At 40.8% G+C, this 12,249-nt stretch carries 12 protein-coding genes; 7 read left to right on the top strand and 5 right to left on the bottom strand.

Translation table 11 applies throughout. The features are described 5' to 3' along the window. The 3 genes from WA256_RS06365 to WA256_RS06355 form a co-directional block, all read left to right on the top strand. Positions 1–402 (top strand): hypothetical protein (locus WA256_RS06365; protein ID WP_335989848.1); only part of this gene is annotated, 402 nt, incomplete at its 5' end. An 82-nt stretch (positions 403–484) separates the two neighbouring features. Continuing rightward, a complete protein-coding gene (locus WA256_RS06360) occupies positions 485–952 on the top strand; it encodes an N-acetyltransferase (protein WP_335989847.1) in 468 nt (155 codons plus the stop codon). A 412-nt stretch (positions 953–1,364) separates the two neighbouring features. Beyond that, on the top strand, positions 1,365–2,267 hold the full coding sequence (locus tag WA256_RS06355; RefSeq protein WP_062565546.1) for an alpha/beta fold hydrolase: 903 nt from the start codon (positions 1,365–1,367) through the stop codon (positions 2,265–2,267). On the opposite strand, the gene WA256_RS06350 is transcribed toward WA256_RS06355, so the two are convergent. From WA256_RS06350 to WA256_RS06340, 3 genes are all read right to left on the bottom strand, one after another. Then, a complete protein-coding gene (locus WA256_RS06350) occupies positions 2,200–3,684 on the bottom strand; it encodes a tetratricopeptide repeat-containing sulfotransferase family protein (protein WP_335989843.1) in 1,485 nt (494 codons plus the stop codon). The two genes, WA256_RS06355 and WA256_RS06350, sit on opposite strands and share 68 nt — an antisense overlap. Positions 3,685–3,829: 145 nt before the next feature. Further along, positions 3,830–6,415, bottom strand: coding sequence for a TonB-dependent receptor plug domain-containing protein (locus tag WA256_RS06345; protein ID WP_062565544.1), 2,586 nt, complete (start codon positions 6,413–6,415; stop codon positions 3,830–3,832). 297 nt (positions 6,416–6,712) lie between these two features. Then, positions 6,713–6,865 carry an oxidoreductase-like domain-containing protein gene (locus tag WA256_RS06340; protein WP_082401749.1) on the bottom strand — a complete coding sequence of 51 codons (153 nt, stop codon included), beginning with the start codon at positions 6,863–6,865 and terminating at the stop codon, positions 6,713–6,715. Between the two features lie 106 nt (positions 6,866–6,971). On the opposite strand from WA256_RS06340, the gene WA256_RS06335 reads away from it, so the two are divergent. Both WA256_RS06335 and WA256_RS06330 read left to right on the top strand, forming a co-directional pair. Then, the gene (locus WA256_RS06335) at positions 6,972–7,382 is read left to right on the top strand and encodes a hypothetical protein (RefSeq protein WP_054563995.1); all 411 of its coding nucleotides are present in this window, start codon (positions 6,972–6,974) and stop codon (positions 7,380–7,382) included. Between the two features lie 88 nt (positions 7,383–7,470). Then, complete coding sequence (locus WA256_RS06330) at positions 7,471–8,832, top strand: leucyl aminopeptidase family protein (protein ID WP_054563996.1); 1,362 nt, start codon at positions 7,471–7,473, stop codon at positions 8,830–8,832. A gap of 1 nt (position 8,833) precedes the next feature. Here WA256_RS06330 and gloA2 read toward each other — a convergent pair whose 3' ends face one another. Beyond that, the gene (gene gloA2 / locus WA256_RS06325; protein ID WP_062565543.1) at positions 8,834–9,220 is read right to left on the bottom strand and encodes an SMU1112c/YaeR family gloxylase I-like metalloprotein; all 387 of its coding nucleotides are present in this window, start codon (positions 9,218–9,220) and stop codon (positions 8,834–8,836) included. Between the two features lie 69 nt (positions 9,221–9,289). Continuing rightward, the gene (locus WA256_RS06320; RefSeq protein ID WP_054563970.1) at positions 9,290–10,363 is read right to left on the bottom strand and encodes a ketoacyl-ACP synthase III; all 1,074 of its coding nucleotides are present in this window, start codon (positions 10,361–10,363) and stop codon (positions 9,290–9,292) included. A gap of 151 nt (positions 10,364–10,514) precedes the next feature. On the opposite strand from WA256_RS06320, the gene WA256_RS06315 reads away from it, so the two are divergent. Together WA256_RS06315 and WA256_RS06310 are read left to right on the top strand one after the other, a co-directional pair. Then, on the top strand, positions 10,515–11,825 hold the full coding sequence (locus WA256_RS06315; RefSeq protein ID WP_335989833.1) for a metal-dependent hydrolase family protein: 1,311 nt from the start codon (positions 10,515–10,517) through the stop codon (positions 11,823–11,825). Positions 11,826–11,833: 8 nt separating this feature from the next. Further along, positions 11,834–12,238, top strand: a complete 405-nt coding sequence (locus tag WA256_RS06310) for a nuclear transport factor 2 family protein (RefSeq protein WP_054563972.1) — start codon at positions 11,834–11,836, stop codon at positions 12,236–12,238. Positions 12,239–12,249: the final 11 nt, after the last annotated feature.

Genomic DNA, 12,249 nt, shown 5'->3' with positions numbered 1-12,249 from the left:
TTCCCTTATAAAGAAGAGCTGGTTAGTCGTGATGGGTATATCGATTGGGTGCAGGAGTATGATTACGGAATTCGCTTTGCATTTGTAGATGATAATTATAATTTCAATTACCCTTCTAAATCTAACGGCCAGAGCATAGTTAATGACTCATTATTCAACTCTAAAGGGAAAAGAGTTGAGGTTCTATTTGAACCTAGAGAAAGTACGAAGCCAATATATACAACTAAAGAGTTTCACGATGTATTTGAAGTCAAGGTAGAGCAAAATGTAATCCGTTCCTATGCCGAATCAGAAAAGGCGTGGAAATCAGATAACCTACTTATGCCGTTTATATTGGTACTATTTTTAATTGGTGGGCCTTATATATGGTGGAAAACCAAGAAAGAGTACAAGAATGCCTAACAAGCGCATATTGTCGGACTGTTTTTCCGATGCGCTCCAAATCAGCCGAAAATGTGGGCGTTAAGCAACAACAAGACTACCGATGATTAAAATAGAATATACAAATTTGCAAGATCTTGATCAGGATGAATTACTTTCAATCTTAAATAAAGACAAGATCCGAGAACACTTGGTATTACACGACCAATTCAATGAAAAATCGTTAGCTGAATGGGTTTCAAACGAGTTAAGTGTAGATTCAACCGAGGGATGTAAAATAAGAGGAATACGTTTAAATGGGGCTGTTGCTGGTTGGTGTGGAATCCAGTTTGAAAATGATTCCTATGAGCTTGCAATAGTTTTGAATGAAGCCTACTGGGGCATTGGTACTGCCGTGTTTAAAGATATGATGGTATGGGCTTCAGAGCTGGGTCACAGACTTGTAGTTTTGCATTTGTTAAATACTCGCCCTGAATACAAGTTTCTTACAAAAATGGCATCAAGGGTCTACGAGAGCACGATGTTTGGTCAAAAATACACAAGCTATGAACTTAGGGTGCCAAGAGCCTAACAAGGCGACGGTTCCTACTCACTGCTGCTTGCGGCGCTACCAAACATTTCTGTACAGCTATGTGTCATGCTCAACGTCTAGTCACACTCAATGATGGCCTAATGACCGCAAATGGCACAATGCCGTCTCTCCAGAATATGTTAATTACGTAGCATTAAAATCACCAAACAAACTTCTTCAGCACATTTCATAGCCTTTTTGTTAGCGCTCATTTAGCCAAAGGCTTCTGTAACTAGAACTTCTAACATCGATAAATAATGGCTCTGCATTGGTGTTATTATTTAATCAAAATCTCATCGTGCCTGAGATTCTCATTTTGAATGGCAATCGCCAACTTCACACTTGCTTTGCTAAATAGACTGGCGTACCTTAATACTGGTACGATGAGTCTATAAGAATAAAAAGGTCAAACGTGACGATTAAACAAGAATCGGTGTTTATTAAACTCGCCGAAAGCCAAACCTTACATTTACGCCGTATTAGTAAGACTGATGCGAAAGGCCCTGCGGTGTTTTTTATGCATGGTGCCGTTGAAAATGGCAAAATCTTTTACACCCACAGCAATAAAGGTTTAGCACCATTTTTAGCTGAGCATGGCTATGTTTGCTATGTGGCAGATTTACGTGGTCGTGGTGAGAGTAAACCTGCGATTTCAAAGCATGCAAAGTATGGTCAAACCGAGGCTATTTTAGAAGATATCCCTGCATTTTTAGATAAAATTAAGCAGCTTGAAGGCGAGCCTGCGCGTTATTGGGTGGCACACTCATGGGGCGGGGTGTTAATGAACAGTGTGTTTGCCCGTTTTCCTGAGTTGATTGATGATGTGAAAGCCTGCGGTTATTTTGGTTCTAAACGGTCTTTGTATAACCATCATCCAAGCAAATATATTCAAGGTAATTTGATTTGGTATGGTTTGGCGCCATTAGTTGCCCGTAAGCATGGTTTTGTGCCGGCAAAAAAGCTGAAATGGGGCAGTGATGATGAAACCCGTAAGTCACATTATCAAAGTATGCAGTGGGCTAAGCGTAAACCTTGGGTCGATACTGACGATGGCTTTGATTACGCCAACGCATTAGCTGATAAGGCGCTGCCGCCCATTATGCATGTGGCGGGTATTAAAGATAAAGCCCTATGCCAGCCGATTGATATTGAAAAATTTATGGAAGAGTCGGGCATAGGTAAGCAAACGATGACCATTTATGGCCGTAAGTTTGGCCATAAGGTCGATTATGATCACATAAATATGCTTACTCACCCACAGGCGCGTTTTGATCAATTTGTTGACTTGTTGAACTGGTTTGAGACTCACGCATAAGCGTGTGCATTGCGCTCTCGTAGCGTTTGTATTTCTCTAATGCTTTATCACTTAACGGCTGTCTTACAGCCGTTTTGCTGAGCGTTGCCACCGGTTTTTTTGACTTATAAAAATCTAAAAACTGTGTGCTGTACTCAATGTTTAAGAACTTACACAGGGCCGTTAGTGTTTGTTCGCTGTCACTGATAAGTGCTTCATAGCTTAAATCAAAAACCGCCTCTGGCATCACGTTTTGCCAATGCTCCATTAACTGCTGATACAAATCAAAATACTGTTTAAACTCTGGGAGTGAACAAAAATAAGGTTCGTTTTCAGCAAAATAGTTGCTAAACACCGACCAAGCAATTGCATCATACTCGCGCTGCATATTAATAAACTTGGCGTTAGGAAAGAGTAAATAAATCAATCCGAGTGACTGATAGTTAGCAGGCAGCTTATTGATCATAAAGGGGCGCACAACTGGTGCTTGTTTTATTCGTTCAATATAAATATTGCGGGCATTGTTAATTAGCCCTTGGTTTAGCTCTGCTAAGCAATCTGGGTAGGGGAGTTGCGTTTGTTGTTCAAGGTATGCAACAACCTGATTACTGATACTGGCATCTTCGCCAAGGCTGGCAAAGTCATTGTGGCTTGCCAGCATTTGCTCTACCAGCGTTGAGCCACTTCTTGGCATGCCAATTATAAAAATGGGTGTGATTGTGCCTGTGAATGTTTTGTCTCTGGCATCAATTAGCTCGGCAGTATTTTGCTCTATGATGCGCTGATAAAATGGTACTAAGTCACGGGTTTTAAACTGCGTGAGTTTTGTTTGTAGCTTATTAGCAAGGCTGAAGTAGTTAAAAGCTTGTTCTGTATCATTTAACTGATCATAGCTTTTACCCAGTGCATAATAACACACCATTTTTAAGCGCAGATTATTGGTTAAAGTTAAAAACTGGTGTAGCTCATTTATGTAATTTTGTTCGTTGTTAAAACGTCCAAACTGCACTAACTCAAATAAAATGTATGCTTTTACAGGGGAATTTCCCATACCAAGGGCATGCTTTAAAATAATGTACGCTTTGTCTAGCTCACCATAGGTTAGATAATGCTGAGCAAGATAGTAATGTGGCTCAGGGTTATGGCTGGCAATTGATTTAGCATATTCTAGTACAGTTAATGCATCTTGCGGTGAATGCACGCCATTAAAAGCATCGGCAAGAGCATGGAGCGGTTCAAGCATGTGAGGTAGTCGTTCACAGGCTCTTTGTAGAAGGTAAACCGCAGCATCATAACGTTCTAAACGCAGGGCAATGCGACCCAATCCAAATAACGCTTCGCCATTTTCAGGATCTGAATCGAGAATGGTTTTAAAATGAAACTCAGCCTCTTTAAGCTTGTTTTCATTCAGTAGTTGATTCGCTTTTTGTAACAGCATAGGAATGGCGGGTTATTTGTTATTTTTATTTACTATAAAACGAAAAAGGCGAAATGTCTTTCGCCTTGGTTAACTATAAATATCCAGAATAAATCCGGGGTATCGACTTTCTAGGTTGATTGCTCAACCTAGAAAGCTGTTCTATTTAGAAAGTATACGTAGCTTTCACGTAATAGAAGCCGCCGTTGATACCATATGGCGACGTTTCGTAGTATTTACCACCCCAGTTATTGTTAGGGATGCCAGTACTGTCATAGAAATCAAGTTTCTCTGCTTCTTGGTCGAATAAGTTTGTCGCACCTACAGAGAAGCTAAGCTCTTCAGTTAGGAAGTAAGTCACTTCTGCATCAATCGTTACTGCAGCATCAGCTGTTTTCGCTGTTGCATCGTAATCTACGTGTACGCCTTGGTATTCGCCATAGTAGTTAACACGTGTAAATGCAGAGAAATTCTCCCACTGTTGTGCCCAGCTAAGCGTTGCTCGGTGATTTGGTAAGTCATTTTCTAAACGGCTTACTTTAAACTCACCAGTAATGTCTGTTGACTTAGTTACTTCAGTGTCGTTCCAATTGTACGCTAAGCTGAATGTTGAACTACCGCCTAGTAGGTCAGTTGAATAGTTAGCTACAGCATCAACACCTTGCGTTGTTGTATCAAAGTCATTCGTGAAGAAGCTTACTTGAGCTAAGTTTTGTACGTTTGGTACACCCGCTGCTTCAAGTGTATCTTTATCAGCTTGGCTTAACTCAATTTTATCTGATTGACTGATACGGTCATCTACTTGGATGTTGTAATAGTCAACAGTGAAGAATAAGTCACCAATTGTCCAAACTGCACCAAATGTATAGCTTTGTGATTCTTCAGGTTCAAGCTCTGTACCACCTAATTGCACGGCAATTGGGTTTGTTGGTGGTAAAAGTGCTGAGTCAACAAGAACACCGCTGCTTAGGTTTGTTTGAACGTTACTTACATTTGCTTGACCAACAGTTGGTGCACGGAAACCTGTACTGATTGAACCACGAATGTTTAAGTCTTCAGTTAAGTGGTATTGACCAGTTAACTTGTAGTTAGTTGTTGAACCAAATGAATCATAATCTTCATAACGTAACGCTAAGCCCATTAGGAAGTCTTCTGTGAATGGTGCTTCAACATCAACGTATGCAGCATAGTTACGACGTGTATACTCGCCCGCATCAGATGGTTTGAAACCAGGGAAACCATTTGAACCGATACCAAAACCTTGTTCTGTTAGTGGGCCAGCTGTGAAAGACGCTTCGTCACCAGAAACAACTGTGAATGTTTCTTCGTGCCATTCTAGACCACCGGCAACGTTTACATCGTAAGCTAAGCCAAAGTCAAAACCTTTTGATAAATCAGCATTAAAGTTTTTCTCTAACTGTGAGTATTTACCTGGGCTGAAATCGCGCGGGCTTTCTGGGCCTAATGATGCATTGATTGTGTCGTAGATGAAGTAACGAGATTCGTTGTAACCAACTGTACCGCTTAAGTCATAGTAAGCACCTTCAAGGAAACCAGAAGTGATTTCACCTTTAGTACCAATTGTTAATGCAGTATCTGTGATGTTACCACCGAAGTTAGGTGTAAAACCGCCTGGAAGCATTTCGTTAAATGCAAAACAGTCTGGGTTGTTAGCAACTAGATCGATGTATCTTTGGTTATCTAAAACGTTATCATCAATCATGATATCGGTAGGACAGTTACCGCTCATATCGCCAGTTAAATCACCAACAAGCAGTGTTTCACCGCCGTCATTTGAGTAAACACCTGGACGAGTGTGTGGGTTACGATAGTAGAAACCACCACGTACGTCACGCTCAGAGTAGTTACCAAACATGTAGAATTCAGATGAGTTGCTTAACTCAAGACCAATGTTACCAAAGATTGTAATATCATCATCAACTTCAGGTGCCCCCCAAATTTGTGCTAAAGAAGATACTTCAGGTACGCCTGCAGCGTTAAGTGCCGCCGCATCAGGGCGTTGTACTGAACGGCTAGTTGCATCAGCTGTTTTATATTGGAAGCTTAAGTTAGCAAAACCACTATCGGTAAATGGTAGACCTACGTTACCTGAAATTTGTGTTGTATCGCCATCACCTTCGTAGTATTCGCCTTGACGAATTTCGAATGAACCACCTTCAGAGGCATCTTTTAATACAAAGTTCATTACACCAGCGATTGCATCAGAACCGTACTGTGCCGCAGCACCGTCACGAAGTACTTCTACTTGCTTTAGGGCAATACTTGGAATAACTGAGATATCAGCACCTTGAGCACCATCATTGATACCACCACCTAAGAAGGCAATAACTGATGCGCGATGACGACGTTTACCATTAACAAGTATTAATGTGCTGTCAGAAGGAAGACCACGTAAGTTAGCAGGGCGTACAAGTGACGCTGCATCACTAATTGGGTTTTGGTGAACGTTAAAAGAAGGAACTGAGCCTTTTAAAAGCTCTAGCATATCGGTGTTGCCGCCTTTATCTAGCTCTTCACCACCAATGATATCAATTGGCACCGGTGAATCACCGATTGAACGTGGCGCAGAACGAGTACCTACCACGGCAATTTTTTCTACGTTTTTGTTAACTTTCGTTTCTTCTGCTGCTTGCTCTGCAGCAACAACCGAACCCGACACAAACAGACCTGCTGTTGTTGTCGCTAGAGCAAATTTAATTGCTTGTTGTAGCGCATTATTTTTGAATTTCATTCTGACTTCCCCAGTTAGAATATTTATGATTATGTCACCTAAGTTAAATAATAAACTTGGTGTAAATCTCTTATACAGCCTGTAAATTTATTTTGCAAATTGTTAATACGATGTTGTTTTTGGCGTTTTTATTTGCACGTTATTATTGTTTTTTTAATTATGTGCATGAAATAAAAGGGGATAATTTATTCTTGTTTTTTCTTTTAAGCGTAAGAAAGTATATAAAATATCTAAAAATATTTTAAAAAAGGAATTTTTTGATTGGTTTTTAAGCGAGATTGGATTTGGAACGGTCTATTAGGCTTGTTGCGGAATGTTGTTTAATTGCCATTGCTTTAATTTTTCTCGGTATTCATCCCAAACACATGGGCAACAACTACCACCACCACAACATTCATCTGGGGCCGGCTTTTGGGGTTTTGGCTCAGCCTGTTGTATAGGTGTGTTCATGTTTAATACTGAAAAATAATTACGAATAGAGTATTAAGAATAAAACAAAAACTAATATAAGTAAATTATGCTTTGTGAACTTCACATGCTGTGTGAAAATAACCAAATGCGATTATACAAAGTTATTCATCGAGCCCCATTCAGAGTGGCTAAAATTACCAAAAAGCGTCAGACTCTACGCTTCAAGCGCGCTATGGTAGCACTTAAAATCGCACTTGCCCAAGAAAAGCAAGAAACAAAAGAGATGCTTCATATCTATAGGCGATACACCCAAGGCCAAGCTACTAAAGAAGAATTGCATACTGCCAATGAGCAATTTTTAGATATATTAAAAGGACTCGGTTTGGGCGTATTTGCTGTATTACCCTTTGCACCCGTGACAATTCCTTTGGTTGTAAAACTGGGGCAATGGGTTGGTGTTGATGTGCTACCTAGCTCATTCAATATCAATAAGTCGATTAAAGAGATTGATCAACAAGTAGAAAAAGAAGAAAAAGAGAAGCAAAACAAAGACTGATTAGGTTTTGCTTATCTGATTTTGCCTATACCTTTTGTATCAAGATATTGGTATGCTTAAATACCTTTTCTTTATATCGAGTCGTTTAATGAGTTCATTAATTCGCCATTCTTCTACGGGAATTCCCCTGTCATTTATTGCTAAAGCTGACCTATCAACGTGGTTAACCGAGCAGCCGCAAGCCTTACAAAATTGGCTAACGAATTGTGATTTTAAAAACAAAGGCATGGCCTTAATTGCTGATAGTGAAACCGGTTCACTTGAGCATGTGTATTGTTTAGTTAATGATTTACAAGACTTTTGGTTAGCAGGTGACTTATCAACAAAACTGCCAGCAGGTTGTTATCAAATTCAAGGTGATGACAAATTTGTAGAACAAGTAGCGCTGGGTTTTGTGTTAGGTGGTTACGAGTTTAGTGAATATAAAGAAAAACCATCGCCACGTGCCACACTAGCTATTAAAGATGAAAGCTTAGTTAAGCGTCTATCGCAGCATGCAAGTGCTATTAATTTAGTGCGTGATTTAGTTAATACGCCTGCTGCAGATATGATGCCGCAACACCTATCACAAGTGATGGCTGATTTAGCCGACACCTTTGATGGTGAGTTTAGTGAGTGGGTTGGTGATGAATTATTAGAGCAAAACTACCCGACAATTCATATGGTTGGTCGTGCGTCTGAGAATAAGCCTCGCTTACTTGATTTACGCTGGGGCGCAAAAGATGCTCCACAGATTACCTTAGTCGGTAAAGGCGTGTGTTTTGATTCAGGTGGTTTAGATTTAAAACCAAGCTCAGGCATGCGTAATATGAAAAAAGACATGGGCGGTGCCGCGCATGTTATTGGTCTTGCCCAGTTAATTATGGCTGCCAACTTACCAATTCGCTTACGAGTACTGGTACCTGCGGTTGAAAATGCGGTTTCTCGAAATGCATTTAGACCAGGTGATGTGATCAAAACTCGCAAAGGGATCACAGTAGAAATTGATAACACGGACGCTGAAGGTCGTTTAGTGCTGTGTGATGCACTTGCTGAAGCACAAAATGATAACCCCGATCTTATCGTTGATTTTGCAACTCTGACTGGTGCTTGTCGTGTAGCCCTCGGCACTGAATTACCGGGCTTTTTCGCAAATAACCGTGATGTTGCTAACAAATTGATGGATGCAGGCGAAAGCTGCCATGATCCTGTATGGCAACTTCCGTTATTTGATCAATATAAAGCATTATTAAAAAGTGACGTAGCTGATATTGCTAACTGTGCTTCCACTCCTTTTGGTGGTGCGATCACTGCTGCTCTTTATTTAAAAGAGTTTATTGAGCCAAGTACTCCTTGGGTTCACTTTGATGTTATGGCTTGGAACTTACGTGCATTACCAGGTCGCCCTACAGGTGGTGAGGCATTGGGTATTCGCGCCGTGTTCAATTACTTACAAGATCGCTTCCAATAATCTAGAGTTGGTAAAGCTCTAACGGTAAATCATCGGGATCGGCAAAAAACGTAAATTGCTTCCCGGTGATTTCATCCACTCTTATTTCTTCAACCGAAATGCCTTGTTGTTCTAAGTACTGCTTAGATTTTGCAATATCAGCAACTTTAAACGCCAAATGGCGTAGCCCTTGTGCCTCTGGATAGCTGGGTCTTTGTGGCGCTCCAGGAAACGAAAACAATTCTAATTGGCTACCATCAGGAAGTGCTAAATCTAACTTATACGAGTTACGTTCAGCACGGTATAGTTCGTGGATAATCGGCAGTTTTAATACTTCATTATAAAAATGCTTTGATTTTTCATAGTTGCTACAAATGATTGCAGCGTGATGTATGCCTAATAATTCCATTATATAGTCCATTTTTTGCTCATAAAAAAACGCGGACTAAGCCGCGCTTTTCTATAAATAATAGGGGTATTATTCTGCCGCTTTACATGCTGCAACAGCTGGTGCAACAAGTTCAAGGCCTGTTTTATCACATTCAGGTAAAGCTGCATCAGACACTGCAATAGGTGTTACACGCTCGCCCCATTTAATGTAACTCGCCGCCCAAGTTAAACCAGCGCCAAAGGCTGCTGACATAATGTTTGAGTTAGGTTTGATAAGGCCTTGCTCAACAGCTTCACAAATTGCAATCGCAATTGTTGCGGCAGACGTATTACCGTAGTCGGCAATGTTTACCATTACTTTTTCATCAGCTACTTTCAAACGTTGCTGAATAGCTTGGATAATACGTAAATTTGCTTGGTGAGGAACTAATACGTCAATATCATCAAGCTCTAACTGTGCTTGGTTTAGCACGTCGTCACAAGCTTCACTCATACCTTTAACAGCACGCTTGAAGATCTCGCGACCTTCGAATAATAAGTTAGACGGGCCAATTGGCTCGTACTTATTTAAATCGCTACCAAAGTTTTCGATGTGCAAGATATCGCGATCTTCACTGTCACACCCGGTTTTAGTCGCAAGTAAACCTGATGGTGTATCTGAAGCTTCTAATACAACGGCACCAGCACCATCACCGAATAATACAGCACTGTCGCGGCGCGCCCAGTTGATGTACCAAGTCATGCGCTCAGCAGCAATAACAACCGCTTTTTTGATCATGCCTGCACGAATTTGTGCCGTTGCTGCTTGTAATGCATATAAAAAGCCTGAACATGCAGCGTTAGTATCCATTGCTGCTGCGCCAACCGCACCAATGTTTTTCTGCACTAAAGAAGCCGTATTTGCCACCATAGTTGATGGCGTACAAGTCGCAAGAAGTACAAGATCAATGTCTTTACCATCAACACCAGCACAAGCAAGCGCTTGCTTTGCGGCAACGGTTGCTAAATCGGCAGTAGAAACATGGCTGACACGGCGAGATTTGATGCCTGTACGTGTTGTGATCCATTCATCATTGGTATCAACAATATTGCTAATTTCATCATTGCTGATGCTTGCTGGTGGTATACATTTACCCCAGCCAGTAATTTGGGCATAAGACATAATGTGTTCTCTTTATGTGGTCAGACTTGTTAAATTTTTCCGAAGTTATATCAAAATTCACTTGTTAACACTAGTTCATTGCTGCGCTATGTCGTAAATAATGGCATTTACTCAGTATTTAAGTTAAACCTAGTATAAAAAAGAGGCGATTATGAAAAAAATAAACCTAAAAATAAGTACATTATCGGTACTGTCTTTATTATCTACGTTTGCTGTTAATGCACAAACCACCATTATTCATGCTGGAAAGATGCTGGTAGGTACTGATCAAGATGTCAAAGAGCAGCAAACGCTGGTTATTGAAGACAATAAAATTGCCGCAATAAAAGCTGGTTTCCTAACTAAGCAGCAATTAAATCTTAGTGATGCAGATGTTATTGATTTAAAAAATCAGATGGTATTGCCGGGTCTGATTGATATGCACGTTCATGTTACCTTTGAGCGAGATGCAAAACGTAACCCTCACCAATGGGCAACTGAATACGAAGCCGATTACGCACTTCGTTCTCTAAAGTACTTACAACGTACGGTTGATGCAGGTTTTACCTCTGTGCGTGACCTAGGTAGCAGCTATCAAGTTATCTTCCCATTAAAGCGAGCGGTTGAACGTGGCGACATTGTTGGCCCGCGCATTTTTGCAGCAGGGGATATGATCACACCGACCGGTGGTCACGGTGATATGCATGGCTATCGCCGTGATATTACCAAAGCGACAGAAGGGGGTGGCTTAGGTGTGTGTGATGGCGCAGCCGATTGTACTCGAGCAGTGCGCGATGTAATTAAAAGCGGTGCCGATGTGATTAAAATAACCGCGACAGGTGGTGTTTTAAGTAATACAGCGGCAGGGGTTAATCAGCAATTTACTGATGAAGAACTCAGTGCCATTGTAAACACAGCCCATCATTTAGGCCGCAAAGTGACCGCTCATGCTCATGGCACAGAAGGTATAAAAGCAGCACTTAGAGCAGGTGTTGATTCAATCGAACATGGCTCTTTTTTAGATAAAGACACGGTTAAGCTTTTCAAAAAGCAAGACGCGTATTTAGTTCCAACCTTACTCGCTGGCGCTACAGTAAAAGAAGAAGTGCTAAATAACCCTAATATGCCAAAAGCAATTGCTGATAAGGTCGAAGTAGTAGCGCCAAAAATGGAAGCATCGTTTAAATTAGCGTTAAAAAACAAGGTTAAAATAGCCTTTGGTACAGATTCAGGCGTATCTAAGCATGGTTATAATGCTAAAGAGTTTGAGTTATTAGTTAAATACGGCATGACACCAAAGCAAGCTATTAAATCAGCCACCGTTGAAGCTGCTAAACTATTAGGTCAAAGTGATAACCTCGGTGACTTGAGTGTTGGTAAACAAGCAGATATTATCAGCGTGAATATGAATGTACTTGATAACATTAGTGAACTTAGTCAGGTTCAGTTTGTTATGAAGGGCGGTAAAGTGCTCAAACAGTAAGGGTTACTATGGGCGGTAAAATTAAAGAGACGTTATTTAATCATTTAATTGATGCAGAGCGACAGCTCCTTGAGCCAGAGGTACGTCAATCTGCTGAAGCGCTTGATGCATTACTTGATGATGATTTTATTGAAATAGCCGCTGATGGCACGTCATTTAATAAGTTCCAAGTTTTAACCCGCCTGCCAACTGAGGTGGTACCGCAGTTTTATAATCAACATTTTAAAGGCCGAATGCTTAGTGATGATATTGCACAGCTAAGCTATCAAGCAGCCTTTAGACGTTCAGCTCGCTCAGAGTTTAACTACTCAGTTCGTATGTCACTGTGGCGTTTTAATGGTAAACAATGGCAAATGGTGTTTCATCAAGGAACGCCTTGTGCTGTTTTTACAATTTCAATGGACGATGATTAAGCTTTAAAGAG

The organism is Pseudoalteromonas sp. CH_XMU1449-3, assembly GCF_037027245.1.
In the GTDB taxonomy this organism is placed as follows: domain Bacteria; phylum Pseudomonadota; class Gammaproteobacteria; order Enterobacterales; family Alteromonadaceae; genus Pseudoalteromonas; species Pseudoalteromonas shioyasakiensis.
Note: the sequence above shows the minus strand (reverse complement) of the source record. Positions and strands in the feature narration are given on the sequence as shown.

Bases quoted from the DNA above. Each gene is read 5' to 3' on its own strand.
- WA256_RS06360 (WP_335989847.1), top strand. From the start codon at position 485: ATGATTAAAATAGAATATACAAATTTGCAAGATCTTGATCAGGATGAA.
- WA256_RS06350 (WP_335989843.1), bottom strand. From the start codon at position 3,684: ATGCTGTTACAAAAAGCGAATCAACTACTGAATGAAAACAAGCTTAAA.
- WA256_RS06345 (WP_062565544.1), bottom strand. From the start codon at position 6,415: ATGAAATTCAAAAATAATGCGCTACAACAAGCAATTAAATTTGCTCTA.
- WA256_RS06340 (WP_082401749.1), bottom strand. From the start codon at position 6,865: ATGAACACACCTATACAACAGGCTGAGCCAAAACCCCAAAAGCCGGCC.
- WA256_RS06335 (WP_054563995.1), top strand. From the start codon at position 6,972: ATGCGATTATACAAAGTTATTCATCGAGCCCCATTCAGAGTGGCTAAA.
- WA256_RS06330 (WP_054563996.1), top strand. From the start codon at position 7,471: ATGAGTTCATTAATTCGCCATTCTTCTACGGGAATTCCCCTGTCATTT.
- gloA2 (WP_062565543.1), bottom strand. From the start codon at position 9,220: ATGGAATTATTAGGCATACATCACGCTGCAATCATTTGTAGCAACTAT.
- WA256_RS06320 (WP_054563970.1), bottom strand. From the start codon at position 10,363: ATGTCTTATGCCCAAATTACTGGCTGGGGTAAATGTATACCACCAGCA.
- WA256_RS06315 (WP_335989833.1), top strand. From the start codon at position 10,515: ATGAAAAAAATAAACCTAAAAATAAGTACATTATCGGTACTGTCTTTA.
- WA256_RS06310 (WP_054563972.1), top strand. From the start codon at position 11,834: ATGGGCGGTAAAATTAAAGAGACGTTATTTAATCATTTAATTGATGCA.